We start from the raw sequence: 24,852 nt of genomic DNA, 5'->3' as shown, positions 1-24,852 counted from the left end.
AGGACCAGACTGCCACCGTGTTCGCCACCCTTCAGGATCGCCTCGAGGCGACGTTCAAGCGGCTCCGCGGCAAGGGCCGGCTCACCGACGAAGACATCGACACCAGCGCGCGGGAGATTCGGATCGCGCTGCTGGAGGCCGACGTCGCGCTGCCGGTCGTGCGTTCCTTCATCGCACAGCTCAAGGAGCGGGCGCGGGGAGCCGCGGTCCACCAGGCCCTCAACCCGGCCGAGCAGGTCATCAAGATCGTCAACGAGGAGCTCATCGAGATCCTCGGCGGCGACACCCGCCGGCTGCGGTTCGCCAAGAACCCTCCGACCGTCATCATGCTGGCCGGACTGCAGGGCGCTGGTAAGACCACGCTGGCGGGCAAGCTCGGTCTCTGGCTGAAGGGTCAGGGCCACCAGCCACTGCTGGTCGCCGCCGACCTGCAGCGTCCCAACGCCGTCGAGCAGTTGCAGGTCGTCGGCCAGCGGGCCGGAGTCGCGGTCTTCGCGCCCGAACCCGGCAGCGGCGTGGGCGACCCTGTCGACGTCGCGCGGCGCAGCATCGAGCATGCCCGGAGCAAGCTCTACGACGTGGTGATCGTCGACACCGCGGGCCGCCTCGGCATCGACGCCGAGATGATGCAGCAGGCCGCCGACATCCGCGACGCGGTCTCGCCCGACGAGATCCTCTTCGTCGTCGACGCGATGATCGGCCAGGACGCCGTCACCACGGCCGAGGCGTTCCGCGACGGCGTGGGCTTCGACGGCGTGGTGCTGTCCAAGCTCGACGGCGACGCCCGCGGTGGTGCCGCGCTCTCGGTGCGGCACGTGACCGGTCGGCCGGTGATGTTCGCCTCCAACGGCGAGAAGCTCGACGAGTTCGACGTCTTCCACCCCGACCGGATGGCCTCCCGCATCCTCGGGATGGGCGACGTACTCACCCTCATCGAGACCGCCGAGAAGGCCTTCGACGAGGAGCAGGCCGCCCGGGTCGCGGACAAGCTGAAGACCGAGCGCGGCTTCACCCTCGAGGACTTCCTCGCCCAGATGCAGGCCGTCCGCAAGATGGGCTCGCTGTCGAAGATCCTCGGCATGCTCCCCGGCCTCGGCGACATCCGCAACCAGGTCGACCAGATCGACGACCGGGAGCTGGACCGGATCGAGGCGATCATCCGTTCGATGACGCCGGCCGAGCGGGAGGACCCCAAGCTGATCAACGGCTCGCGGCGGCTGCGGATCTCCAACGGTTCGGGCACCACGGTCTCCGACGTCAACCTGCTGGTGGAGCGATTCCTCGAGGCCCGCAAGATGATGAGCCAGCTCAGCCAGGGCAAGGGCGTCCCGGGGATGCCCAACATCCCGGGCATGGGCGGCGCCCTCGGTGCCGGCAGCCGCAAGGGCAAGAAGGGCAAGAAGGGCAAGGGCAGCCAGCGCGCCGGTGGGCGCTCCGGCAACCCGGCCAAGCGGGCCCGCCAGGCCGCCGAGGCGGCCGTGGCCGCCCGCGACCAGGGCGAGGAGCAGGGCGGCATCCCGGCCGCGTTCGGCGGCAACGGCCTGCCCGACCTGAACTCCCCGACCGAGGTCCCGGAGGGCTTCGAGCTGCCGAAGGAGCTGCGCGACCTGTTGCCGAAAGACGGCAAGTGACCACCAGGGGTCGTGAGGGTGCGCTTCGGGTACGCGGTGTCGTCCTGCCCGAGGGCGAGCACCGCGACCTGTACGTCGTCGGCGGGCGGATCAGCCACAGACCGGTGCCGGACGCCGACCTGGTCGGCGAGGGCTACGTCGTACCCGGCCTGGTCGACGCCCACTGCCACGTCGGCCTGGACGCCGACGGCGCCGTGCCGCCGCCGGTGCAGGAGCAGCAGGCGGTCGCCGACCGCGACGCCGGCACCCTGCTGATCCGGGACGCCGGCAGCGCCGCCGACACGCGCTGGATCGACGACCGCGACGACCTGCCCCGCATCATCCGGGCCGGGCGCCACATCGCCCGCACGAAGCGCTACATCCGCAACTACGGCGCCGAGGTCGAGCCGCTCGAACTCGTCGACACCGTGGCCGAGCAGGCCAACCGCGGCGACGGCTGGGTCAAGCTCGTCGGCGACTGGATCGACCGGGGCGTGGGCGACCTCGCGCCGTGCTGGCCCGGCGACGCCCTGGCCGCCGGGATCGCGAAGGCCCACGAGCTCGGTGCCCGGGTGACCGCGCATGTCTTCGGCGAGGACGCGCTGCCCGACCTGCTCGCCGCCGGGATCGACTGCCTCGAACACGGCACCGGGCTGACCGGCGACCTTATCGCCGAGATGGCCCGCCGCCAGGTGGCGCTGGTGCCGACCCGGCGCCAGATCGACAACTTCCCGGAGTACGCCGCCCAGGGTGAGGCGAAGTTCCCGGCGTACGCCCGGCACATGCGCGACCTGCACTCCCGGGTCGACGGCACGCTGCGGGCCGCCTACGAGGCCGGTGTCCCCATCTACGCAGGCACCGACGCCGGTGGCGTGCTCCCGCACGGGCTGGTGGCGACCGAGATCCGGATGCTCGCCGAGTGCGCCGGCATGTCGCCGTACGACGCACTGGCGGCGGGCTCGTGGCGGGCCCGCGAGTGGCTCGGTCGGCCGGCGCGGCTGGAGGAGGGCGCACCGGCCGACTTCGTGGTGTACGCCGACGACCCGGTGGCCGACCTCCGCACGCTGGCCGCTCCCGTACGCGTGGTCCTGCGCGGCAGGGTGGTCGCGTAGGGCCCGGGGCCTGGGAGGAGCCATCTCGCCGGGTCCCTCCGACCCCGCCGAAACGTCCGGGTTCGCCTGGTTCGCGGGGTGCGATCTGCTCGTCGTTCCGCCCGGTGCACCCGTGCGGGCCACGCGCTCCGCCCCGTCTGGCACAATGGTCGGCCGAGTCCGTCCGTCGCGAGCCCTCTCAACTCCGCGGCTGGCCGGCTCCCTTCGAGAGGTCGGTTCCGCACCCCACGCGGCGCTGCCCGCTCACCCTCCGTCCACACAGGGAGACTCCACACTCGTGGCCGTCAAGATCAGGCTGAAGCGCATGGGCAAGATCCGTGCGCCCTACTACCGCATCGTCGTGGCCGACTCTCGCACCAAGCGCGACGGCAAGACGATCGAGCAGATCGGCAAGTACCACCCCAAGAGCGACCCCAGCTTCATCGAGGTCGACTCCGAGCGTGCACAGCACTGGTTGTCCGTGGGGGCGCAGCCGTCCGAGCCGGTCCTCGCGATCCTGAAGCGCACCGGTGACTGGCAGAAGTTCAAGGGCGAGCCCGCTCCGGAGCCGCTGAAGACGCCGGCGCCCAAGGCCGACAAGCGCGCGCTGTTCGACGACGCGCTGCGTGACGCGCACTCCGAGCCGCAGGGCGAGGCCGTCAGCAAGAAGTCCGCGGCCCGCAAGCCCAAGGCCGAGGACAAGCCCGCCGACCAGGCCGAGGCCACCGGCGAGTCCGCCGGCACCGAGGCCGCGCAGGGCGAGAGCGGGGCCTGACCATGCTGGTCGAGGCGCTCGAGCACGTCGTCCGCGGCATCGTCGCTCACCCCGATGACGTCCGGGTGAGCACGCGGGAGCTTCGGCGCGGTCGCACGTTCGAGGTCCGCGTTCACCCGGAGGACTTCGGCCGGGTGATCGGCCGCCGCGGCCGCACCGCGCAGGCCATCCGCACGGTGGTCGGCGCTCTCGACAAGGGCCGCAGCCCGCGCATCGACTTCGTTGAGGTCGGCGCGCGCGGCGGCCGCGGCCGCTGACCAGACAGCAACGCGTGGGGCCGGCAGCGTCCCGTTCGGTTCGGCCGAACGCGGCGCCGCCGGCCCTTCGTACGTCCTGACCGCTCGTCCCGCCCTCGCGGAGGCTGTTCTGATGGAGTTGCTCGTCGGCCGGATCGGCCGTGCCCACGGGCTTCGTGGCGAGGTTGCCGTCACGGTGCGCACCGACGCGCCGGAGGAGAGGTTCGTGCCGGGCGCGTCCTTCGCCACCGACGCCGGTGACCTGCGGATCGACACGGTGCGCTGGAGCAGCGGCCGGCTGCTGGTGAGCTTCGACGGCGTACGCGACCGGACCGCCGCCGAACGTCTGCGAGGGACCGATCTGGTGGCCGAGGTGCCCGACGACGAACGCCCCGAGGACCCCGACGAGTTCTACGACCACCAGCTGGTCGGGCTCGCCGCGGTGACCGTCGCGGGGGAGAACGTCGGGGAGGTGACCGAGGTCGTGCACCTGCCGATGCAGGACCTGCTCGCCGTACGCACGCCGGACGCGGGCGAGGTGCTCGTGCCGTTCGTCGCCGCGATCGTGCCGGAGGTCGACCTCGAGCACGGGCGGGTGATCGTCGACCCGCCGCCGGGCCTCCTCGGGGACGTCGAGGACGACGACGTGCCGGAGCGGGGACCGGAGGGTTCCCCGTGAGGCTGGACGTCGTCTCGATCTTCCCGGACTACCTCGCCCCGCTGCGGCTGTCGCTGGTGGGCAAGGCGGTCGACAGCGGCATCCTCGACCTGCGCGTCCACGACCTCCGCGACTGGACCCACGACCGGCACCGCACCGTCGACGACACTCCGTACGGCGGCGGCGCCGGCATGGTGATGCGGCCCGAGCCGTGGGGTGAGGCGCTGGACACCCTGGCGCCGCCCGGCGGTGCCCAGCCGCGGTTCGTCGTACCCACGCCGGCCGGCAGGCCGTTCACCCAGGACCTCGCCGCCGAACTCGCCGCCGAGCCGTGGCTGGTGTTCGGCTGCGGGCGGTACGAGGGGATAGACCAGCGGGTCGTGGAGTACGCCGGCAGCCGGATGCGCGTCGACGAGGTTTCGCTCGGCGACTACGTTCTCGCGGGCGGCGAGGTGGCTGTCCTGGTGATCGTCGAAGCGGTGGCCCGGCTGCTTCCGGGGGTGCTCGGCAACCCGGAGTCGCTGACCGAGGAGTCCCACAGCGCCGGGCTGCTGGAATACCCCGTCTACACCAAGCCGGCGACCTGGCGCGAACGTGAGGTCCCGCCGGTCCTGCTGTCCGGGCACCACGGCCAGATCGCCCGCTGGCGCCGGGACGAGGCGCTGCGGCGCACGGCGCGGCGCCGGCCGGACCTGCTGAGCCGACTGCCCGCGGACGAGCTCGACGCCCGGGACCGGCGGGTCCTCGCCGAGCGGGACCGGCCGGACGCCCACGGGTCCGACTCGTCCGGCGCCGGGCGGGCCGGCGAGGAGAGCGGGCCGGGCTGACCCCGGCCGAGATCCACCCGAACCGGGCGAACCGGCTCCGGCTTTCCGGGTCGCTGTGGGAGTTCCCAGCTCGGTATGCCAGACTTGGCCGCTGGCTGCCCACTGCGGGTCCAGCCGATCAGCGTTCCTGCCACAGGGGGAGCGCCGGGCACTCGCCCGATCGCGTCACCACGTACAGACCATCTACCGATGGTGACCTGTGGCACCACGAGGAGAAGACATGACTTCGCTCCAGGCCGTCGACGCCGCCTCCCTGCGCTCCGACGTTCCCGACTTCCAGGCCGGCGACACGCTGAAGGTGCACGTCAAGGTCGTCGAAGGTAACCGGACCCGGGTCCAGGTCTTCCAGGGCGTCTGCCTCAAGCGCGCCGGTGCCGGTCTGAAGGAGACCTTCACCGTCCGCAAGGTGAGCTTCGGCGTCGGGGTGGAGCGCACGTTCCCCCTGCACACCCCGATCATCGAGAAGATCGAGGTCGCCACCCGCGGCGACGTCCGCCGCGCGAAGCTCTACTACGTGCGTGGCCTGCGCGGCAAGGCCGCGAAGATCAAGGAGAAGCGCGAGTCCACCGCCGCGCACTGAGCCTGCCGGACTAGGCTCGACGGGTGGATGAGCGGGAGATCGCTGCCGGTGGTGAGCCGGCGACCGGGAGGGCGTCGACTGTGGGGTCCAACGACGGGTCGGACACGAGTGACGCCCGGCGTAACCGCGGCAAGGAGCGCTCCTTCTGGCGCGAGCTCCCCGTCCTCGTAGTCCTGGCCCTCGGTCTTGCGCTGCTGATCAAGACCTTCCTGGTGCAGGCGTTCTACATTCCGTCGGAGTCGATGGAGAACACCCTGGTCCCCGGTGACCGGGTGCTCGTCAACAAACTGTCGTACCGCCTGGGCGAGATCCAGCGCGGCGACGTGGTCGTGTTCAACGGCGCCGACTCCTGGGAGAGCGAGGTCGACCTCGCTCAGCCCAGCGGGTCGGTGCAGAAGTTGCTGCACAAGGTGGGCGAGCTGTTCGGCTTCTCCACCGTCGGCGAGAAGGACTTCATCAAGCGGGTGATCGGCCTGCCCGGCGACCATGTGGTCTGTTGCGACAAGCAGAACCGCGTGACGGTCAACGGCAAGGCGATCACCGAGAGCGGCTACCTGCACCCGGGCGACCCGCCGTCGGCGATGGCGTTCGACGTCCGCGTGCCGGACGGGCGGCTGTGGGTGATGGGCGACCACCGGTCCGCCTCCGCCGACTCCCGTTCCCACCTGGGTGACCCCGGTGGCGGAACCATCCCGATCGACCACGTGGTCGGCCGCGCGTTCGTGATCGTGTGGCCGCTGAACCGGGTCGACCTGCTCACCCGGCCGGGCGCCTACGGCGACGCCGGCCTGGCCAGTGGGCAGGCGCGGGTGCCGGCCACGTCGACCGCGTCGACCGCGCCGACCGCACCGATCGGTTCCCCGTTGACCGACGCCGTGCCCGTCCTGGCCGGGGCAGGTGTCGTGTTCCCGCTCGGCGGACTACGGCGCGGGCTGCTGCGACGCCGCCGGTCCCGGGCGGGCCGCTGACCGGGAGGTCAGGCCATGCCAGCCGTACGCCGAGTGGTGGTCCGGCGAGACTCGGGCCTCTACGCGTACGAACGCGCCCTGGTCCGTGGGGGGCTCGCCCCGGTGGCGGGCGTCGACGAGGCCGGCCGGGGCGCCTGCGCGGGCCCGCTGGTCTCCGCCGCGGTGATCCTTCCGGAGGGAAGCCGCGGTGAGGTACGCGGCCTCGCCGACTCCAAGCTGCTGACCGCCGCGGCCCGCGAACGCTGCTACGCCGAGATCGTCCGGCGGGCCGTCGCCTGGTCCGTGGTCGTCGTACCCCCCGCCGAGTGCGACCGGCTCGGCATGCACCGGGTCAACATCGAGGCGTTGCGCCGGGCGTTGTTCGCGCTGGACACCCGGCCGGCGTACGTCCTCACCGACGGTTTTCCGGTCGACGGCCTCGGCGCCCCCGGCCTCGCGGTCTGGAAGGGCGACCGGGTGATCGCCTGCATCGCCGCCGCCTCGGTGATCGCGAAGGTCACCCGCGACCGGCTGATGTGCGAGCTGGCCGAGCGCTATCCCGCGTACGACTTCGCCACCCACAAGGGTTACTGCACCGCCGACCACCAGACGGCGCTCGATCGGCACGGACCGTGTCCGGAACACCGGCTGCGCTACATCAACGTCATGCGCGCCGCGGGGGTCGACCGCACCGGTTCGATTCCGGTGGAGGAGCTCCCGGAGGAGCCGCCGGAGGAGCCGGAACCCCGGGACGAACCGGACGGATCGTCCCCGGCCGGGTCCGTGCCGGGCAGGTCCAGCGGCATGGGCCAGAATGGTTCCGGGACGGCCCCCGTCCCGGACGGCGACCGGCCGGCCGACGACCAACCGACCGACAGCGAGGACCTGGTGAGCGTGACCACGGGGAACCGAGCTCGGGGAGGGGAGCGCGCGCGATGAGCGCCGAAGACCTCGAGAAGTACGAAACCGAGATGGAGCTCCAGCTCTACCGCGAATACCGCGACGTCGTCGGAATCTTCAAGTACGTCGTCGAGACCGACCGCCGGTTCTACCTCGCCAACCATGTCGACCTGAAGGTCCGCAGCGAGGGCGGGGAGACCTACTTCGAGGTCACGATGTCCGACGCCTGGGTGTGGGACATGTACCGCCCTGCGCGGTTCGTGAAGAACGTCAAGGTGGTGACGTTCAAGGACGTCAACGTCGAGGAGCTGGCCAAGAGCGACTTCGACGTGCCCAAGGACGACGGGCCCTTCGGCGGCGGCCGGTGAGCGACCCGAGCGGTTTCCAGGCCAGGTTCGGTTCCAACGAGCACTTCGAGGTACGCCAGCAGCTGCGGTTCACCGTCAACCGGTACGAGATCTGGACCGGCGACGTCCTGGTCGCCGTGGCCCAGCAGAAGCGGATGGCGTTCCGGGAGCAGGTCACGCTGTACGCCGACGACGGGATGGAGACGCCGCTGTTCGGCTTCAAGGCCCGATCGGTGGTCGACCTCGGCGCGACCTACGACGTGACCGCCGCCGACGGCTCGCCGGTCGGGTCGTTCCGCAAGGACTTCCGCCAGTCGCTGCTGCGCTCGACCTGGCACCTGTCCCAGCCGGGTCTGGGAGAGTGTGTCGGACGCGAACGCAGCCAGCTGTTCGCGATCCTGCGCCGTGTGCAGGACTCCCTGCCGTTGCCGTACCACTTCGACTTCACCACCGGCGACGGCCGGCCGGTGATGTCGGTCGAGCGCCGGTTCGGGCTCCGCGACCGCTACGACGTGACCGTGCGCGACCCCGCACTCGACCGGCGGCTGGCGTGCGCGATGGCGGTCGCCCTGGACGCGCTGCAGGCTCGCTGAAGCCCGGGATTCACCACCCAGGTCCGTCCTGGGGGCCGTTCGTGCCGGGTCCGTTCCGGCCGACCGAGAGGGAGCGCTTCGAGATGACCGACGTCCGCGAGTCCCGGCCCGCCCAGTCCGGCCCGCTGGCACCGGAGACGGTCGCGGCACTGCGACAGGTGTCGACCGCGACGCTGACCACCCAGCTGATGTCCCGCGGCCTGCGCAACACCTTCCTCGCCGGTCTGCGCCCGCTGAACCCGCATGCGGCACGGATGGTCGGCACCGCGTTCACACTGCGCTACATCCCGGCCCGGGAGGATCTCGATGTGCTCGGTGTCTTCGCCGACCCCGAGCACCCTCAGCGCAAGGCGGTGGAGTCGGTCGGTCCCGGCCAGGTGCTGGTGATGGACTGCCGGGGCCGGGGCCGGGCGGCCTCCCTGGGCGGCATCCTCGGCACCCGGCTGCTGCGCCGCGGGGCGGCCGGCGTGGTGACCGACGGCTCGGTCCGCGACTCGCCGACGTTCGCCACGCTGGGGCTGCCGGCGTACTCCGCGGGAGTCTCGGCCACCACCAACCTCGTCCAGCACCACGCCGTCGACCTGCAGGTGCCGATCGGCTGCGCGGAGGTGCCGGTGTATCCGGGCGACGTGCTCGTCGGTGACGGTGAAGGTGTGGTGTGCGTACCGCGTGAGCTGGCCGCGGAGGTCGCCCGCGACGCGGTCGCGCAGGAACACCTGGAGGAGTTCGTCCAGGCGGAGATCGAGGCGGGGGCGGCACTGCCCGGGGTCTACCCGCCGAACGAGCAGACCCGGGAGCGTTACCGCGCCTGGGCGAAGGACAACCCGCCCCAGGCCTGAGCCCCGTTCGGCTCCCGGCGGCGCGCGTCGGCTCTCAGCGGCTCTCCGGCGCGGCCACCTGTCCCTCGCGGGCGAGGAAGTCGAAGTCGCAGCCCTCCTCGGCCTGGGTGATGTGGGAGAGGTAGAGCGCGCCGTAGCCTCGCCCGTACGCCGGCTCCGGGGCTGCCCACGCTGCCCGGCGTTCGGCGAGCTCGGTGTCGGACACCTCCAGGCTCAGCCGGCGTTCGGCGACGTCGAGGGTCACCAGGTCGCCGTCGCGTACCAGCGCGAGCGGTCCGCCGACGTGCGACTCGGGTGAGACGTGCAGCACGCAGGCGCCGTAGCTCGTGCCGCTCATCCGGGCGTCGGAGATCCGCAGCATGTCCCGCACGCCCTGCCTGAGCAACCGGTCGGGGATCGGCAGCATGCCGTACTCCGGCATCCCGGGTCCGCCGTGCGGCCCCGCGCCGCGCAGCACCAGCACGGTGTCCTGCGTGATCGGCAGGGACTCGTCGTTGATCCGGCGCTGCAGGTCCTGGTAGCCGTCGAAGACCACCGCCGGCCCGGTGTGCCGGTGGAAGCGCGGGTCGGCCGCCGCGTGCTTGACCACCGCGCCGGCCGGGGCGAGGTTGCCGCGAAGGACCGCGAGGCCACCCTCGGGCCACACCGGCTTGTCCAGCGGGCGGATCACGTCCGCGTCGTACACCTCGGCACCGGCCAGCACCTCGCGCTGCGTCCGGCCGGTCACGTTGATCCGGTCCAGGTGCAGCAGGTCGCGGAGCTGGGCGAGCAGGCCGCGCAGCCCGCCGGCGTAGTAGAAGTCCTCCATGAGGTAGGCACCGGTCGGGCGGATGTTGGCCAGCACGGGAACCCGGCGGGAGAGCTCGTCGAAGTCGTCCAGCGTCAACTCCGCCTTGCTTCGACCGGCCATCGCGATCAGGTGGATGACGGCGTTGGTGGAGCCGCCGAGCGCGAGCACCGTGGTCACCGCGTCCAGGTAGGCGCGCCGGTCGAGGATCTGGGACGGCCGCCGGTCGTTCCACACCATGTCCACCGCGAGCCGGCCACTGGCCGCGGCCATCCGGGCGTGCGCGGAATCCGCCGCCGGAATCGACGCCGCACCCGGCAATGTCATGCCGAGCGCCTCCGCCGCCGAGGTCATCGTGGACGCCGTACCCATCGTCATGCAGTGGCCCGGTGAGCGTGCGATGCCGTCCTCGAGCTCGCTCCACTCCTGGTCGCCGATGACGCCCGCGCGCTTGTCCGCCCAGTACTTCCACACGTCGCTGCCGCTGCCCAGGACGGTGCCGCGCCAGTTTCCGCGCAGCATCGGCCCGGCCGGCACGAACACCGAGGGCACGTCCATGCTGACCGCGCCCATCAGCAACGCCGGGGTGGTCTTGTCGCAGCCGCCGAGCAGAACCGCGCCGTCGATGGGGTACGACCGCAACAGCTCCTCGGTCTCCATGGCGAGCAGGTTGCGGTAGAGCATCGTGCTCGGCTTCTGGAACGGCTCCGACAACGACATCGCCGGAAGCTCGACGGGATAGCCACCGGCCTGCCACACGCCGCGCTTGACCTCCTCCGCCCGCTGGCGCAGGTGGGTATGGCAGGGATTGATCTCGCTCCAGGTGTTGATCACCCCGATGACCGGCTTGCCCAGGTGCTCCTCGGCGCTGATGCCCATCTGGCGGGTGCGGGAACGATGACCGAAGGCGCGCAGGCCGGGGTCGCCATACCACGCGTGGCTGCGCAGGTCCTCGGGGCGAAGGCGGGTCACGGTGTTCTCCCATTCTGGGTGGACGCTTCTACGTGGGTCTACGTGGGGTGGCCGGCGGGTTCGAGCAGGCCGGAGAGCCGCCGGCCCGGCGCGATGACGTCGGGGTCGGTACGCACGTCCACCACGCAGGGCCGTCCGCAGCGCAGGGCTTCGGCGAGGACTGCCTCCACGCGCGCGGGGTCGTCGAGGACGAAGCCCTCCGCGCCCAGGCCGCGGGCCCAGGTGGCGAGGTCGAGGCGGCCGATGTCCACGCCGGCGAGCCGTCCGTGCGAGGTCGCCTGGTGCATGGCGATGGTGCCGTACATGCCGTTCTGGAACGCCAGGACGACAATCGGCGCGGCGTGTCGCACCGCGGTCTCGATCTCCTGCCCCGTCATCAGGACGCCGCCGTCCCCGACCAGTGCGACGACGGTGTTCCGCGGCCGGTGCAGCTTGGCCGCGACAGCAGCCGGGACGGCGTACCCCATCGCGCCGTTGCAGGGAGCCAGCAGGCGATGGGTGGCGCGGAACCCCCAGTGCCGGTGGAAGAACGCGGAGAAGTTGCCGGCGTCGTTGGTGAGGATGACGTCGTCGGGGACGAGCCGCCGCAGCGCGGTGACCACCTCGGCCGGGTGCACGGTGCCGGGCCGGGTGGCCTCGCCGGTCGGGCGGGCGTACCGGACGGCGGCGGCGTGGTGGCGTTCCCACCGTTCCCGCGCCGCGGCCCGTGCGCTCTGGGGCGCTCCCGGACTTCGCGGACCCTGGTAGCCGGCCTCCGTAGCGCCGGTGGCGCGGCGGACGAGGGCAGCCAGGACGGCGTGCGGGTCCGCGTCCAGGACGGTGGTGAGGCCCGGGTGCCTTGGCCTTGGCAGGCCGGTGCCCACCAGGACCAGGTGCTGGTGGGGCAGGGGGTAGCGGTGGTCCTGCGCGGTGATCGCATCCAGCCGGGTGCCGAGGACCATCACCAGGTCGGCCTCGTCAAGCGCCTGGCGCACCTGCGCGGGTACGCCGAGACCGAGGTGCCCGAGGAAGTGCGGGTGGTCCTCGTCGAAGCAGTCCTGCCGCCGGAACGCGGAGTAGACCCCGAAGCCGGCGGCCTCGCAGGCGGCCCGCAGGGTCTCCCGGCCCACCCGGTCGCCTGGACCGCAGATCGCCACCGGTCGGTGCGCCGACGACAGCAGGCCGGCGAGGTGTTCGGCGAGCCCGTCCGCTGACTCGTCGGCCGACTCGCCGCTGGAGCGGGCCGTTTGGGCGTGCTGGTCGCCGCCGGGCGCGAGCGGCATCCCCTCGTCGTACGCAGCGGTCCAGAAGTCCGCCGGCACCGCTAGCGCCACCGGCCCGGGGCGCGGCCCGGTCGCCGCTCGGTGGGCCTCGGCCAACAGCGACGGCACCTCCTCGGCGGCGCGTGCCTCCCGCGCCCATCCGGTGAGTGGGGCGTACATGGCGGCGAGGTCGACCTCCTGGAACGACTCCCGGCCACGTGCGCCGGACTCCACCTGTCCGAGGATCGCGATCAGCGGCGTCTGGTCCTGGCGCGCGGTGTGTACGCCGATGGCGAGGTTGGCAGCCCCGGGACCGCGGCTGGCCAGGGCGAGCGCCGGCCGCCCGGTCAGCTTGGCCTCCGCCTCCGCCATGAACGCCGCCCCGGACTCGTGCCGAGTCGAGACCAGGCGTACGCCGTGCTCGGCCTCCCAGGCGTCGAGCAGAGGGAGAAAGGACTCTCCCGGAACCGTGTACGCGGTCCGGACGCCGGCCTCGACAAGCTGCCGGACAGCCGTCCCGGCGACGGTCTGGGTCATCTGCTCCCTCCCTTCTGCGCGGACTCCCGTCATATCAGCCGCCTCCCGCAACACCCGCGTGGCGACCGGTTTCTGTCCACAGTCGGTACGCCGGCGGCCTTGTCCACAGTCCGTCTCGCCGCCCCGAAACCAGCCCGCGCGTCCGGCCACAGTGGTCGCGGAGGTGAGCACCGATGCGAGTGAAAGACCTGGTCGGACGCCACGGCGAGGAGCTGGCGGCCCGGCATCTGCAGGAGGCCGGATTCGCCGTCCTGGCCCGCAACTGGCGCTGTGACATCGGCGAGATCGACATCGTCGCGCGGGACGAGCAGACCCTGGTCGTGTGTGAGGTCAAGACCAGGTCCGGCGTGATGTTCGGGACCCCGCTGGAGGCGGTGACGGCGGAGAAGGCCGCGCGGCTACGCCGGCTCGCCGCGCGTTTCCTCGCCGACCACGACCTTCGGCCGCGTGCGGTCCGGATCGACGTCGTCGGCATACTCCGCCGGGGGTCGGCTCCCGCCCAGATCGAGCACGTACGGGGGATCGACGGATGACGCTCGCTCGTGCCCGGTCCGTTTCCCTGTCCGGAGTGGAGGGCCACGTCGTCGACGTGGAGGCCCACATTGGCAACGGCCTTCCCGGGTTCAGCCTGGTGGGCCTGCCAGACGCCGCGTTGGCCGAGGCGCGGTCGCGGGTGCGTGCCGCCGTCGCCAACTCCGGCCAGGGCTGGCCGCAGCGCAAGCTCACGGTGGCGCTGTCACCGGCCACCTTGCCGAAGGCCGGCGCCCATTTCGACCTGGCCATCGCGATGGCGGTGCTGGGTGCGGCCCAGGCCGTTCCGCAGGACCGGCTCGACGACGTGGTGCTGCTCGGTGAGCTCGGGCTCGACGGCCGCCTCAAACCCATCCGGGGCACCCTCCCCTCCGTGCTCGCCGCCGCCACGGCGGGCCGGACGCGGTTCGTCGTTCCCGAGCCCAACGTCGACGAGGCAAGGCTGGTGGCCGGAGTGGAGGTCTTCGGTGTGCGGTCACTGCGGCAGACGATGGCTCTGTTGTGCGGGGAGGAGCTGCCCGACGAGCCGCCCTATCCCGCCGAGGACGATCCGGCGGCAGCCGAGCACAGTGTGCTGCCGCGCTCGGATCGGCTGGCCGGGCTCGATCTCGCCGAGGTGCTCGGTCAGGCAGCCGCCCGGAAGGCGGTCGAGGTGGCCGCCGCCGGTGGGCACCACCTCGCGATGTCGGGTCCGCCGGGCGCCGGCAAGACGATGCTGGCCGAGCGGATGCCCTCGTTGCTCCCCGACCTCGACCAGCGGGAGGCGCTGGAGGTGACCGCCATCCACTCGGTCGCGGGGTTGTTGCCCTCACACGCTCCGCTGGTGGTGCGGCCGCCGTTCTGCGATCCCCACCACTCCGCCTCCCTTCCGGCGATCGTCGGCGGGGGTGCCCGGACGGCCCGGCCGGGCGCGGTGTCGCTGGCCCACCGGGGGGTGCTGTTTCTGGACGAGGCTCCCGAGTTCAGGCCCACGGTGCTCGACGCGCTGCGCCAGCCGCTCGAACACGGCGAGGTGGTCATCGCCCGGGCGGCCGGCACAGCCAGGTTTCCCGCCCGCTTCCAACTGGTGATCGCGTCCAACCCGTGCCCGTGCGGACGCGCCTACGGCAAGGGCCTCTACTGCACCTGCACCCCACAGGCCAGGAGCCGCTACCAGCATCGTCTGTCCGGTCCGATCAAGGACCGGATCGACATCATGCAGTTTGTCGAGCCCGTCGCCCGGGCGGAGATGGTCGCCGACCAGAGCCTGGTCGAGCCCAGTGCCGTCGTCGCGGAGCGGGTGCGAGCGGCCAGGCAGCGCCAGGTCCGGCGCTTCGCGCACGATCCGTGGACGCTGAACGCCCACGTGCCCGGCTACGAGCTGCGGCGACGCTGGCCACCCGAGCCGGACGCGTTGCCCGCCGTGGAGAGCCAGCTCAGCTCAGGCTGGATCACCGCCCGCGGTGCCGACAGGGTGCTCCGCCTGGCCTGGACCCTCGCGGATCTGGCCGGCCGCGACCGCCCCGGGCGGCAGGACGTGTTCGCGGCACTGACGCTGCGGCTGGGCAGGGAGCCCTTCCGCCGGGACACAGGAAGGCACGGCGCGGTGCCACCCGTCGCATCGGTTCCGGTCGCGGTGGCGGGGGAGTCCACACCGAGACGACGGAGCCGCTGACATGGCCAACCCAGCTGGTGACGCACCCGGCCAACTCGGCCTGGACGGCGTAGGCGACCCGGGTTCCACGAGGAGTCCGGAGAACCAGGAGAACCGTCGTGGAGTAGGGGCTCCGGCGGCGGTCGACTCCTCGGCACGGGACAGCCGAGGCGGGGTCACCTCGGCCGAACGCCGGGCCCGGGCCGCTCTGACCCGTCTCGGCGAACCCGGTGATCTGACCCTGGCCCGCTTCGTCGCCGAGCACGGCGCCGAGGCCGCCTACGACGCCATCCGCACGAGCCGGTTCCCGGGCCGCAGGCTCGGCGACTACCAGTCCCGGCTCGCGGCCTTCGACCCCGACCGCGACCTGGAGACCGCTGCCACCGTCGGCGGCCGGCTGGTCTGCCCCGGCGACGCCGAGTGGCCGCCCTCGCTCGACGTCCTGGACGTGGCCGGGACCATCGACGGACGCGGAGGTCCTCCGCTGGCGCTGTGGGTGCGCGGGCGCACGGATCTGCGGGCCGTGACCGCACGCTCGTGCGCTTTCGTCGGAGCCCGGGCGGCCACCGAGTACGGCCTGTACGTCGCGGCCGAGCTCGCATCCGGTGCCGCCGACCACGACGTGACGATCGTGTCCGGAGGCGCGTTCGGAATCGACGCGGCTGCCCACCGCGGCGCGCTCGCCGCGGGTGGCTGCACGGTCGCCGTCCTCGCTTCCGGCGTGGACGTCCCCTATCCCCGGGCGCACGAACAGCTCCTGAGCTGGATCGCCGACGCCGGACTGGTGATCAGCGAGGTGCCGCCCGGATCGACTCCGCGCCGGCCGCGCTTCCTCATCCGCAACCGCCTGATCGCGGCACTGACCCTGGGCACCGTCGTGGTGGAGGCGGCACTGCGCAGCGGGGCGCTCAACACCGCGAGCTGGGCCGATCGGTGCCATCGGGAGGTGATGGGCGTGCCGGGGCCGGTGACTTCCGTTGCCTCGGCAGGGGTACACCGGCTGGTCCGCGACGGCGGCGCCGTCCTGGTCACCGACGCCGAGGAGGTCGTGGAACAGATCGGCCGACTGGGCATGGACCTCGCCTCACCGAAGACCGGGGTCAGCCGGTCACGGGACGGTCTGGACCCGCGGGCGCGCCAGGTGCTGGAGGCGGTGCCGGTTCTGCGGGCGAGCGGTGTCGCCTCCATCGCCCGGTCAGCGGGGGTGGCCGCCGACGAGGTGCTCGCCGCGCTCGGGGAGCTGTTCCTGCTCGGCTTCGTCGAACGCCAGGGGACCGGCTGGCGGTTGTCGGCCCGGGAGCGGGACACCCGCCGACACCAGTCGAGCGGCCCATGACCGCCGCGACCCGCACCGAGCAGCGGCTCGCTTCCTCGGCCGGTCGCCCTCCCGTGAAGACGTCGGATGCGGCATGGTCGTAGTTGTGAAAGCCGAACGCGCCCCCGGTCGGCCCGGACCCGAGTGGGCCGAGTCCACGCTCGCTGCCTTCGCCCGCCACCTCCAGGCTGAGCGTGACCTGTCCGAGCACTCGGTTCGGGCATATCTCGGCGACATCCGGAGCCTGTTCGAGCACGTGCAGTCCGTCCGGAGCACCGCTGGGGCGGACGAGGGCGGTGATGCGGTCGACCCCGGTGCCGCGGACGGTGACGGAGCCGCTGAGAAGGACCATGAACACTCTGGTGGAGGAGGCGAGGCCGCGACCGGCCCGCTCGGCCTGATCGACATCCACCTGCTTCGCGACTGGCTGGCCGGGATCCAGGCCGGGGGCCGAGCCCGAACCACCCTCGCCCGCCGCGCGGCGGCGGCCCGGACCTTCACCGCCTGGGCCCACCGCACCGGAGTCCTGCCCGAAGATCCCGGGCTGCTGCTCGGTTCGCCCAAGCCGCGCCGCACTCTGCCGGGCGTGCTCCGCCAGGACGAGGCCGGTCGACTGTTGCGGGTCGCCGCCGTCGCCAGCGACGACGGGTCGCCCGTCGGAAGTCGCGACCGCGCTGTTCTCGAACTTCTCTACGCGACCGGTGTCCGGGTCGGCGAACTTGTCGCCCTGGACGTCGACGACATCGATCAGGGCCGCCGGCTGGTACGAGTGCTCGGCAAGGGGCGCAAGGAACGCTCGGTGCCGTTCGGGGTCCCGGCGGCCGAGGCGCTGAACGACTACCTGCGGACGGCCCGCGGCAGGTTGTGCACCGACCGGAGCGGGCCCGCGCTGTTTGTCGGGGTACGTGGTGGGCGGCTCGACCAGCGCACGGTCCGCAGGCTGGTGCACGCCAGGCTGGCCGACGTTCCGGACGCACCCGACCTCGCACCACACGGCCTGCGCCACTCGGTCGCGACCCACCTGCTCGAAGGTGGCGCCGACCTGCGCACCGTGCAGGAGTTCCTCGGACACGCCTCGATGGCGACCACGCAGATCTACACCCACGTCTCCGCGGAACGGCTGCGCAAGGTGTACCAGCAGGCGCATCCGCGCGCCTGAGGGCCGAACGCGCGCACCCAGGGGTTGTCCAGATGCGCACGAGCGTGGGGCGTACGTCCAGCGTGGTGAGCGTGGCACAATCGCCCGTCGTGACCTGGGACGTGACGGCGATGACCGGTGAGGCGCCGACGGCGAAGTCAGACTCGGCGGGCGCGCCCGACTGGGGAAACCCTCGTTCGGCATGGGATCTCGATCCTGGCCGAGCGCATCTCAACCACGGGTCCTTCGGTGCTGTCCCGCGAGTGGTTCGAGCCGCCCAGACCCGGTGGCGCGACCTGTCGGACGCGAACCCGATGAACTACTACCGCGAGGTACGCGTCCCCGCGGTCCAGCATGCCCGGGAGCGCGCGGCCGCCTTTCTCGGTGCCGCGCCGGGCTCCGTGGGTCTGGTCGGCAACGCGACCGCGGGCGTGAGCACGGTGCTGGCCTCGTTCCCGTTGAGGCCGGACGACGAGGTGGTCCTGACCGACCACAGCTATGGAGCGGTGACTCTCGCCGCCCACCGCTGGGCGCGCTCGGCGGGAGCGCGGGTGGTGACCGCCCAGGTCGATCTGCTCGCCTCCGACGAGGAGGTGACCAGCGCGGTCGTGGGCGCCTTCACCAGCCGCACGCGCCTCCTGATCATCGACCAGATCACCTCCCAGACCGCGCGGCTGTTCCCGGTCGCGGGGATCGCCGCCGCCGCGAGGGCACAAGACGTGGCGACCCTGGTCGACGGCGCACACGTACCAGGGATGCTGCCGGTTCAGGTCGAAGCACTCGGGGCCGACTTCTGGGTGGGCAACTTCCACAAGTGGGCGTTTGCCCCCCGCGGGGTCGCCGGCCTGTGGATCGCCCAGCCGTGGCGGGACCGGATCCGCCCGCTGGTCGCCTCCTGGAACGAGGCACACCAGTTTCCGGCAGCGTTCGACCAGCAGGGAACCGCCGACGACTCCGCCTGGCTCGCCGTTCCCGACGCGCTCGACTTCTTCGCTGCTTGGCAGCCGAAGCGGCTGCGCGACCACAACAACGCGCTGGCGGCCTACGGGCAGCAGGTGGTGGGCACCGCTCTCGGCGTGGGGTGGCAGGCCGCCGGAGGCGCGGCCGAGCTGTCGATGCGCATCATCCCCTTGCCGGCTGGGGTCGCCACCGACGAGGAAGGTGCGCGCGCACTGTCCGCCCGCATCGCGCAGGACCTGCGGGTCGAGGCGGCTGTCACCTGCTGGCGTGACCGCGGGTTCCTGCGGGTCTCGGCCCAGGCGTACAACGCGGCCGAGGAGTACGAGCGACTCGCGACCGGCCTCGCCCAGATCCTGGGCTAGGGCATGTCCCAGGTCCAGCGCGGTGCGCACGCCGGCATCTCGTTGTCAGGCCGCACGCCCGGACCGGCGGCGCATCGAGGCGAGGTCCACGACCGGCGCCGGACGTCGCCGGCGGCGCAGGTGCAACCGGCGCGCGGGCCCGAACGCCGGGGTGGGCGGCGGAGAAGGCGGTAACGGTGGCCGGCTCATCGGTGTGCTGCTGCGCCGGACCAGCAGGCCCGCCGCGACCGCCCCGGCGAGCGCACCCGCCGCGGGAGCCATGACCGTGGTGAGCAGCGTGGGGATCTCGGGAGCGCGGGCGTCGAGCCGACGGCCCTGCCGGTCCGGGTCCCTGGGACTCGGAGAGGGCACGGCGAGCGACGGCAGCGCCATCGGTGGCCCTGTTGGCGACGATTCCGTCTCCAGGGAGGACTCGCCCGGTTGGGCGGAGTCGGCCGGTTGGGAGGGGACGCCCGGCGAGCCCGCGGCCAGGTCGGCTGGGACTTCCCAATGTGACGGCAGGGTGAACGGCGTCCACCGCGCCGTCGTCAGCGGCACCCCGGTGGTGCGCGGCACGTCGAGGGGGAGCAGGCGCGGCGGGCCGGTGCCGAGAAGGGACAGCGGGTCCAGGTAGTCGTCGCCGCGGAGCAACCCCCAGTGCAGGCACGTTCGCGGTGCGCAGTGGCTGCCGTCCGCGCGCAGCGAACCCACCACGTCACCGGCGTCGACGTGGGCGCCGACCGGGACGTCCGGGCTCACCGGCTGGTAGGTCGTACGGAGGTCTCCATGGCGGACGGAGACGACTCCGCGGCCGGCGAGGAGTCCTGCATAGGTGACCACCCCCGCACCCGCGGCCCGGACCTGTTGGCCGTCGGAGCCGAGCAGGTCGACGCCGCGATGGCCCCGGCCCCACGGGGCGTCCGGCGGATCGAAGCGCTGGCCGATCTCCGGGCGCGGAGACAGCGGCCACACCCAGCGTGCCGGCGCCGGGGCCGATGCGGCCGCGGACGCGGCCGTCGCGTTCGCCAGGAGCACCACGAGCACGAGACCGGCCATGATCGACGAGGCGGCGCCACGTGGGAGCGCCGGACGTGCGGAACAGGGGTGGGAGGGAGTCATGGGCTGATCGTTTCGAGCGGCGGCGCGGCCTGCCCGAAAGGAGGCGGCCGCTGTGGACGCCGCAGCCGGTCGGGGTGCTGTGGACGGAAACCAGCCGCCGGGACGCGGGGCCGGGGCCAACTCCGGCGATCGAGTACACTTCACCGGGCAATCCGTCTACCCGCCGTCTCGGAGTACGCCACCGTGCACTCCGGGTCGGGGCTCGGGCCTGCCGGTCCGGACGGGATGTCAGCACAGCAAGTACGACGAAGCACCACAACTCGATATCAGCGACATCACCGATATCAGAGCAACACATTACGCACGCCCGCTCTCCAAGTCGTTCCGACGACGCGGGCACACCTCTCGGTCCCTGCGGGCATGAAGCCAGGCGGGGCTTGGGTGTGCGCGGGCGTCAGGGGCACGACCAACCGGGTCGAGGCCACCGAACCGAGAGCGCGCTCCCACGGAGCGCAGAGGAGGACTTACGGCCATGGCCGTCGTCACGATGAGGCAGCTGCTCGAGAGCGGCGTTCACTTCGGACACCAGACCCGGCGCTGGAACCCGAAGATGAAGCGCTACATCTTCACCGAGCGCAACGGCATCTACATCATCGACCTGCAGCAGTCGCTGTCGTACATCGACCGTGCGTACCAGTACGTCAAGGACACCGTGGCCCACGGCGGCTCGGTGCTCTTCGTGGGTACGAAGAAGCAGGCCCAGGAGGCCATCGCCGAGCAGGCGACCCGGGTCGGGATGCCCTACGTCAACCAGCGCTGGCTGGGCGGCATGCTCACCAACTTCCAGACCGTCTACAAGCGGCTGCAGCGTCTCAAGGAGCTCGAGGAGATCGACTTCGACGACGTGGCCGGCTCGGGCATGACCAAGAAGGAGCTCCTGCAGCTTCGTCGCGAGCGGGACAAGCTCGACCGCACGCTCGGCGGTATCCGCCGGATGCAGCGGCTGCCCAGCGCCGTGTGGATCGTCGACACCAAGAAGGAGCACCTCGCCGTCGACGAGGCCAAGAAGCTCGGTATCCCGGTCATCGCGATCCTGGACACCAACTGCGACCCGGACGAGGTCGACTTCCCGATTCCGGGCAACGACGACGCGATCCGTTCGGTCTCGCTGCTCACCCGGATCATCTCCGACGCGGTCGCCGACGGCCTGATGGCCCGCGCCGGTGGCGGCGAGGAGCCGCAGGCGGGCGCCGAGCTCGGTGCCGAGGAGCCGCTGCCCGAGTGGGAGCGGGAGCTGCTGGCACGCTCGGAGGCCGAGGCCGGTGGCGAGGCCGAGAAGGCGGCGAACGGCGAGCAGGCCCCGGCGAGCACCGAGACCGCCGGCACCGAGACCGCCGGCACCGAGGCCGCGAGCTCCGAGCAGGCCGCTCCGGCGCAGGCGTCCGCCACCGCTGAAGCTCCGGCCGGCGAGTCCGACGGCAACGCCTGAGCCCGGCAGCGCAAGCCGCCTGAGTTCGAGGCACTCCACAGACGCCCACTGAGCAAGAGAGCGATCCACTTCAGATGAGCACCATCACAGCAGCCGACGTGAAGCGGCTCCGGGAAGCCACCGGGGCCGGGATGATGGACTGCAAGAACGCCCTCCAGGAAGCCGACGGCGACTTCGAGCGCGCTGTCGAGATCCTGCGGGTCAAGGGCGCGGCCAAGGCGGCCAAGCGCGGAGCCGAGCGCACCGCCGCCAACGGCATCGTCGTCGCCAAGGACGGTGCCCTGGTCGAGCTCAACTGCGAGACCGACTTCGTGGCCAAGAACGAGCAGTTCCAGGCGCTCGGTGCCGAGCTCGCCGCCGCCGCGGCCGACGCGAAGGTCGACTCCGCCCCGGCGCTGACCGCGGCGACGCTCCCCGACGGCAAGACCGCCGGCGAGGCCGTCGACGCGCTCGCCGCGGTGATCGGTGAGAAGCTCGCGATCGGCCGCGTGGCGGTCTTCGACGGACCGACCGCGGTCTACCTCCACCGGCGCGCCACCGACCTGCCTCCGCAGGTCGGCGTCCTCGTCGCCTACGAAGGTGCCGACGAGGATGCTGCCAAGAGCGCGGCGATGCAGATCGCCGCGATGCGCCCGCAGTACGCCTCCCGCGACGACGTACCCGCCGAGGTCGTCGAGAGCGAGCGGCGGATCGCCGAGGAGACCGCCCGCTCCGAGGGCAAGCCCGAGCAGGCGCTCCCGCGCATCGTCGAGGGTCGCGTCAACGGCTTCTTCAAGGACGCGGTTCTGGTGGAGCAGCCCTCCGTCCACGACCAGCACAAGACGGTCGGCCAGGTCCTCAGTGACGCCGGGGTGACCGTGAAGCGCTTCGTGCGCTTCGAGGTCGGCCAGTCCTGAGCTGCCCAGCGCGCCGGCGGTGGGCACAGTCCGCACTCCGCCGGCGCGACTGACATCAACCCTCAGCTGGACAGGAGGCGGGATCGTGAAGGCCGTACCAAGGGGAACACGCCGATGACGGCCGCAGCGATCCCGCCCTCAGCCCCGCAGGAGCGCCCCTACGACCGCGTTCTCCTGAAGTTGTCCGGTGAGGTGTTCGGCGGCGGCCGGCTCGGCGTCGACCCGAACGTCGTCGCGAGCATCGCCAAGCAGCTCACCGACGTCGTACGCAGTGGCGTGCAGGTCGCGGTCGTCGTGGGCGGTGGCAACTTCTTCCGCGGCGCCGAGCTCCAGCAGGGCGGCATGGACCGGGCCCGCGCCGACTACATGGGCATGCTGGGCACGGTGATGAACTGCCTGGCGCTTCAGGACTTCCTGGAGAAGGAGCACGTCGACACCCGCGTGCAGACGGCGATCACCATGGGGCAGATCGCCGAGCCATACATCCCGCGGCGGGCGATCCGCCACATGGAGAAGGGCCGGGTCGTCATCTTCGGCGCCGGCTCCGGCATGCCGTACTTCTCCACCGACACGGTGGCCGCGCAGCGTGCCCTCGAGGTCGGTGCCGACGTGCTGCTGAAGGCCACCTCCGTCGACGGCGTCTACGACGCCGACCCCAAGCAGGTGCCCGAGGCGACGAAGTTCGAGCAGATCAGCTTCGGCGAGTGCCTGCGCAGGCGGTTGCGGGTCGCGGACGCGACCGCGTTCAGCCTGTGCATGGAGCACCGGTTGCCGATCATCGTCTTCAACCTGCTCGAGGACGGCAACATCGCTCGGGTCGTTCGGGGTGAGAGGATCGGAACGCTCGTCTCGGCCGACTCCTGACGGAGCGGTTCGGGTCGCAGTGAGCGAAGTGGTCGGCCTCGCGGCGCCTGCGCGGTTCCGTCCACGGAGCGAACGACGTGCCGAACGCGACACCTGACGCCCAAAGCACTCGTGTACGCCAAACCCCTGCCGGAGCGCCCCCGGGGCCGGAGGCCGGCAACCGAGGACGAAGGAGACCGCGACCGTGACCATCGACCAGACCCTCCGCGACGCGGAACAGAAGATGGGCAAGGCAGTTGACTTTGCCAAAGACGAGTTCGCCGCGATTCGGACCGGTCGCGCGCATCCGGCAATGTTCGCGAAGATCCAGGCGGAGTACTACGGCACGCCCACGCCGATCCAGCAGCTTGCCTCCTTCCAGATCCCGGAGGCCCGGCTCGTCGTGATCTCCCCGTACGACAAGAACGCCATGTCGGCGATCGAGAAGTCGATCCGCGACTCCGACCTTGGTGTCAACCCCGCCAACGACGGCAACGTGATCCGGATCTCGCTGCCGGAGCTGACCCAGGAACGCCGCAAGGAGTACGTCAAGCTCGCCCGCCAGAAGGCGGAGGAGGCACGGGTCTCGGTCCGCAGCGTCCGCCGGCACGCGAAGGAGACGCTGGACCGCCTCTCGCGCGACGGTGAGGCCGGCGAGGACGACGTGGCTCGCGCGGAGAAACACCTCGACTCGCTGACGCGCAAGTACGTCGAGCAGGTCGACGGTGTTCTCAAGCACAAGGAAGAAGAGATCCTCGAGGTCTAGGCGTGGCTCCGCGACCGCACGACCTGCGAGGAAGCTGCCGGTGCAGGAAATCGTGACCCATCCCTCTTCCGGCGGCGACCCGTCCCCCGCCGACTCCGGGCAGGACGTCGTCCCGGCGCGCCCACGTCCCCGCCCGGGCCGCAACCTGGTGGCGGCGATCGGCGTCGGTCTGCTGCTGGGCGTGGTGGTGCTCGCCTCGCTGTTCATCGTCAAGGCCGTGTTCGTCGGCTTCGTGGTGGTCGCCGTCTGCATCGCCGTCATCGAACTGTCCCGTGCTCTCCAGCCGGCCGGCGTACGGCTTCCCCTGGTGCCGCTCCTGGCCGGGGTGATCGGAATGCTGGTCGGTGCGTACGTCGGGCAGACCCCTGCACTCGTGGGTGCGTTCGGGCTGACCGCGCTCGCGCTCTGCATGGGCCGGTTGGCCGGAGGGCGAGACGGCTTCGTCCGCGACGTGACCGCCGGTGTGTTCGTGGCGATGTACGTACCGTTCCTCGCCGGATTCGCGATGCTGATGCTCCGGCCGGAGGACGGTCCGCTTCGGGTCGTCGTCTTCGTCGCCGTCACGGTCGCCAGCGACATCGGCGGCTACACCGCGGGCGTACTCTTCGGGCGCCATCCGCTGGCGCCCTCGATCAGTCCCGCGAAGACCTACGAGGGACTGGCCGGTTCGGCCGTCTTCTGTCTGGCCATCGGTGTGGTCGGCGTGATGGTTCTGCTGGAGGGTTCCTGGTGGGCCGGGCTGATCCTGGGTGCGGCCGCCACGATCACCGCGACGCTGGGCGACCTGGTGGAGTCGATGCTGAAGAGGGACGTGGGCATCAAGGACATGGGCAGCCTGCTGCCCGGGCACGGCGGGGTGATGGACCGCCTGGACTCGCTGCTGCCCACCGCCCTGGTGAGCTGGCTGGTGCTGAGCCTGCTGGTGCCGGTGGTGACCTGAG

24 protein-coding genes and 1 pseudogene are annotated in these 24,852 nt (G+C 71.9%); 22 read left to right on the top strand and 3 right to left on the bottom strand.

Translation table 11 applies throughout. From position 1 onward, the window contains the following. Positions 1-17 precede the first annotated feature (17 nt). The 12 genes and pseudogenes from ffh to BLU27_RS25725 all read left to right on the top strand — a co-directional run bounded on the left by ffh (position 18) and on the right by BLU27_RS25725 (position 9,403). A complete protein-coding gene (gene ffh, locus BLU27_RS25780; RefSeq protein WP_092656183.1) occupies positions 18-1,631 on the top strand; it encodes a signal recognition particle protein in 1,614 nt (537 codons plus the stop codon). Then, positions 1,628-2,722, top strand: a complete 1,095-nt coding sequence (locus BLU27_RS25775; protein ID WP_092656182.1) for an amidohydrolase family protein — start codon at positions 1,628-1,630, stop codon at positions 2,720-2,722. The genes ffh and BLU27_RS25775 overlap by 4 nt, the downstream gene beginning before the upstream one ends. A gap of 277 nt (positions 2,723-2,999) precedes the next feature. Next, on the top strand, positions 3,000-3,476 hold the full coding sequence (gene rpsP / locus BLU27_RS25770; RefSeq protein WP_092656181.1) for a 30S ribosomal protein S16: 477 nt from the start codon (positions 3,000-3,002) through the stop codon (positions 3,474-3,476). Positions 3,477-3,478: 2 nt separating this feature from the next. Further along, complete coding sequence (locus tag BLU27_RS25765; protein ID WP_092656180.1) at positions 3,479-3,733, top strand: RNA-binding protein; 255 nt, start codon at positions 3,479-3,481, stop codon at positions 3,731-3,733. A 112-nt stretch (positions 3,734-3,845) separates the two neighbouring features. Continuing rightward, a complete protein-coding gene (gene rimM, locus BLU27_RS25760; protein ID WP_092658295.1) occupies positions 3,846-4,391 on the top strand; it encodes a ribosome maturation factor RimM in 546 nt (181 codons plus the stop codon). After that, complete coding sequence (gene trmD / locus BLU27_RS25755; protein WP_092656179.1) at positions 4,388-5,197, top strand: tRNA (guanosine(37)-N1)-methyltransferase TrmD; 810 nt, start codon at positions 4,388-4,390, stop codon at positions 5,195-5,197. Before rimM ends, trmD begins: the two co-directional genes overlap by 4 nt. A gap of 220 nt (positions 5,198-5,417) precedes the next feature. Next, the gene (rplS, locus tag BLU27_RS25750; RefSeq protein ID WP_092656178.1) at positions 5,418-5,777 is read left to right on the top strand and encodes a 50S ribosomal protein L19; all 360 of its coding nucleotides are present in this window, start codon (positions 5,418-5,420) and stop codon (positions 5,775-5,777) included. Positions 5,778-5,800: 23 nt separating this feature from the next. Continuing rightward, complete coding sequence (gene lepB, locus BLU27_RS25745) at positions 5,801-6,745, top strand: signal peptidase I (RefSeq protein WP_241827638.1); 945 nt, start codon at positions 5,801-5,803, stop codon at positions 6,743-6,745. 15 nt (positions 6,746-6,760) lie between these two features. Further along, positions 6,761-7,411, top strand: a pseudogene (locus tag BLU27_RS25740) (ribonuclease HII); the annotation flags it as partial. Positions 7,412-7,659: 248 nt separating this feature from the next. Continuing rightward, complete coding sequence (locus tag BLU27_RS25735) at positions 7,660-7,992, top strand: DUF2469 domain-containing protein (RefSeq protein ID WP_092656175.1); 333 nt, start codon at positions 7,660-7,662, stop codon at positions 7,990-7,992. After that, complete coding sequence (locus tag BLU27_RS25730) at positions 7,989-8,564, top strand: LURP-one-related family protein (protein ID WP_092656174.1); 576 nt, start codon at positions 7,989-7,991, stop codon at positions 8,562-8,564. The genes BLU27_RS25735 and BLU27_RS25730 overlap by 4 nt, the downstream gene beginning before the upstream one ends. Positions 8,565-8,647: 83 nt before the next feature. After that, positions 8,648-9,403 carry a ribonuclease activity regulator RraA gene (locus BLU27_RS25725; RefSeq protein WP_092658293.1) on the top strand — a complete coding sequence of 252 codons (756 nt, stop codon included), beginning with the start codon at positions 8,648-8,650 and terminating at the stop codon, positions 9,401-9,403. A gap of 34 nt (positions 9,404-9,437) precedes the next feature. Here the strand turns inward: BLU27_RS25725 and araD are convergent, their stop codons facing one another. Next, positions 9,438-11,162, bottom strand: a complete 1,725-nt coding sequence (gene araD, locus BLU27_RS25720; RefSeq protein WP_092656173.1) for an L-arabinonate dehydratase — start codon at positions 11,160-11,162, stop codon at positions 9,438-9,440. A 38-nt stretch (positions 11,163-11,200) separates the two neighbouring features. Next, positions 11,201-12,940 carry a thiamine pyrophosphate-dependent enzyme gene (locus BLU27_RS25715; protein WP_092656172.1) on the bottom strand — a complete coding sequence of 580 codons (1,740 nt, stop codon included), beginning with the start codon at positions 12,938-12,940 and terminating at the stop codon, positions 11,201-11,203. A 173-nt stretch (positions 12,941-13,113) separates the two neighbouring features. Here BLU27_RS25715 and BLU27_RS25710 point away from each other — a divergent pair, with 173 nt between their 5' ends. The 5 genes from BLU27_RS25710 to BLU27_RS25690 all read left to right on the top strand — a co-directional run bounded on the left by BLU27_RS25710 (position 13,114) and on the right by BLU27_RS25690 (position 18,879). Then, positions 13,114-13,473 (top strand): YraN family protein, encoded by a 360-nt coding sequence (locus tag BLU27_RS25710; RefSeq protein WP_092656171.1) that lies wholly within the window; start codon positions 13,114-13,116, stop codon positions 13,471-13,473. After that, a complete protein-coding gene (locus tag BLU27_RS25705) occupies positions 13,470-15,125 on the top strand; it encodes a YifB family Mg chelatase-like AAA ATPase (RefSeq protein ID WP_092656170.1) in 1,656 nt (551 codons plus the stop codon). The genes BLU27_RS25710 and BLU27_RS25705 overlap by 4 nt, the downstream gene beginning before the upstream one ends. 1 nt (position 15,126) lies before the next feature. Further along, positions 15,127-16,440 carry a DNA-processing protein DprA gene (gene dprA / locus BLU27_RS25700; protein WP_092656169.1) on the top strand — a complete coding sequence of 438 codons (1,314 nt, stop codon included), beginning with the start codon at positions 15,127-15,129 and terminating at the stop codon, positions 16,438-16,440. 73 nt (positions 16,441-16,513) lie between these two features. Next, complete coding sequence (locus BLU27_RS25695) at positions 16,514-17,578, top strand: tyrosine-type recombinase/integrase (RefSeq protein ID WP_092656168.1); 1,065 nt, start codon at positions 16,514-16,516, stop codon at positions 17,576-17,578. A 32-nt stretch (positions 17,579-17,610) separates the two neighbouring features. Beyond that, on the top strand, positions 17,611-18,879 hold the full coding sequence (locus BLU27_RS25690; protein ID WP_197681580.1) for an aminotransferase class V-fold PLP-dependent enzyme: 1,269 nt from the start codon (positions 17,611-17,613) through the stop codon (positions 18,877-18,879). A gap of 45 nt (positions 18,880-18,924) precedes the next feature. On the opposite strand, the gene BLU27_RS25685 is transcribed toward BLU27_RS25690, so the two are convergent. Then, positions 18,925-19,977, bottom strand: a complete 1,053-nt coding sequence (locus tag BLU27_RS25685) for a M23 family metallopeptidase (RefSeq protein ID WP_092656167.1) — start codon at positions 19,975-19,977, stop codon at positions 18,925-18,927. Positions 19,978-20,449: 472 nt separating this feature from the next. On the opposite strand from BLU27_RS25685, the gene rpsB reads away from it, so the two are divergent. The 5 genes from rpsB (at position 20,450) to BLU27_RS25660 (ending at position 24,851) form a co-directional block, all read left to right on the top strand. Next, positions 20,450-21,406 (top strand): 30S ribosomal protein S2, encoded by a 957-nt coding sequence (rpsB, locus tag BLU27_RS25680; protein ID WP_092656166.1) that lies wholly within the window; start codon positions 20,450-20,452, stop codon positions 21,404-21,406. Between the two features lie 74 nt (positions 21,407-21,480). Continuing rightward, on the top strand, positions 21,481-22,302 hold the full coding sequence (gene tsf, locus BLU27_RS25675) for a translation elongation factor Ts (RefSeq protein ID WP_092656165.1): 822 nt from the start codon (positions 21,481-21,483) through the stop codon (positions 22,300-22,302). Positions 22,303-22,416: 114 nt separating this feature from the next. Continuing rightward, a complete protein-coding gene (pyrH, locus tag BLU27_RS25670; RefSeq protein ID WP_092656164.1) occupies positions 22,417-23,166 on the top strand; it encodes a UMP kinase in 750 nt (249 codons plus the stop codon). Between the two features lie 190 nt (positions 23,167-23,356). After that, positions 23,357-23,911, top strand: a complete 555-nt coding sequence (gene frr / locus BLU27_RS25665; protein WP_197681990.1) for a ribosome recycling factor — start codon at positions 23,357-23,359, stop codon at positions 23,909-23,911. A 40-nt stretch (positions 23,912-23,951) separates the two neighbouring features. After that, a complete protein-coding gene (locus tag BLU27_RS25660) occupies positions 23,952-24,851 on the top strand; it encodes a phosphatidate cytidylyltransferase (RefSeq protein WP_241827637.1) in 900 nt (299 codons plus the stop codon). The last annotated feature ends 1 nt before the right edge of the window (position 24,852 follow it).

Source organism: Actinopolymorpha singaporensis (assembly GCF_900104745.1).
GTDB classification, from domain to species: Bacteria; Actinomycetota; Actinomycetes; order Propionibacteriales; family Actinopolymorphaceae; genus Actinopolymorpha; species Actinopolymorpha singaporensis.
This window is presented reverse-complemented; position numbering and strand designations above follow the sequence as displayed.

What these genes read in the sequence shown, in the direction of transcription:
- BLU27_RS25685 (WP_092656167.1), bottom strand. Translation starts at nt 19,977, where the DNA reads ATGACTCCCTCCCACCCCTGTTCCGCACGTCCGGCGCTCCCACGTGGC.
- BLU27_RS25765 (WP_092656180.1), top strand. Translation starts at nt 3,479, where the DNA reads ATGCTGGTCGAGGCGCTCGAGCACGTCGTCCGCGGCATCGTCGCTCAC.
- rpsB (WP_092656166.1), top strand. Translation starts at nt 20,450, where the DNA reads ATGGCCGTCGTCACGATGAGGCAGCTGCTCGAGAGCGGCGTTCACTTC.
- BLU27_RS25725 (WP_092658293.1), top strand. Translation starts at nt 8,648, where the DNA reads ATGACCGACGTCCGCGAGTCCCGGCCCGCCCAGTCCGGCCCGCTGGCA.
- BLU27_RS25710 (WP_092656171.1), top strand. Translation starts at nt 13,114, where the DNA reads ATGCGAGTGAAAGACCTGGTCGGACGCCACGGCGAGGAGCTGGCGGCC.
- BLU27_RS25715 (WP_092656172.1), bottom strand. Translation starts at nt 12,940, where the DNA reads ATGACCCAGACCGTCGCCGGGACGGCTGTCCGGCAGCTTGTCGAGGCC.
- BLU27_RS25695 (WP_092656168.1), top strand. Translation starts at nt 16,514, where the DNA reads ATGGTCGTAGTTGTGAAAGCCGAACGCGCCCCCGGTCGGCCCGGACCC.
- dprA (WP_092656169.1), top strand. Translation starts at nt 15,127, where the DNA reads ATGGCCAACCCAGCTGGTGACGCACCCGGCCAACTCGGCCTGGACGGC.
- BLU27_RS25690 (WP_197681580.1), top strand. Translation starts at nt 17,611, where the DNA reads ATGCGCACGAGCGTGGGGCGTACGTCCAGCGTGGTGAGCGTGGCACAA.
- BLU27_RS25735 (WP_092656175.1), top strand. Translation starts at nt 7,660, where the DNA reads ATGAGCGCCGAAGACCTCGAGAAGTACGAAACCGAGATGGAGCTCCAG.
- BLU27_RS25705 (WP_092656170.1), top strand. Translation starts at nt 13,470, where the DNA reads ATGACGCTCGCTCGTGCCCGGTCCGTTTCCCTGTCCGGAGTGGAGGGC.
- rplS (WP_092656178.1), top strand. Translation starts at nt 5,418, where the DNA reads ATGACTTCGCTCCAGGCCGTCGACGCCGCCTCCCTGCGCTCCGACGTT.
- pyrH (WP_092656164.1), top strand. Translation starts at nt 22,417, where the DNA reads ATGACGGCCGCAGCGATCCCGCCCTCAGCCCCGCAGGAGCGCCCCTAC.
- rimM (WP_092658295.1), top strand. Translation starts at nt 3,846, where the DNA reads ATGGAGTTGCTCGTCGGCCGGATCGGCCGTGCCCACGGGCTTCGTGGC.
- tsf (WP_092656165.1), top strand. Translation starts at nt 21,481, where the DNA reads ATGAGCACCATCACAGCAGCCGACGTGAAGCGGCTCCGGGAAGCCACC.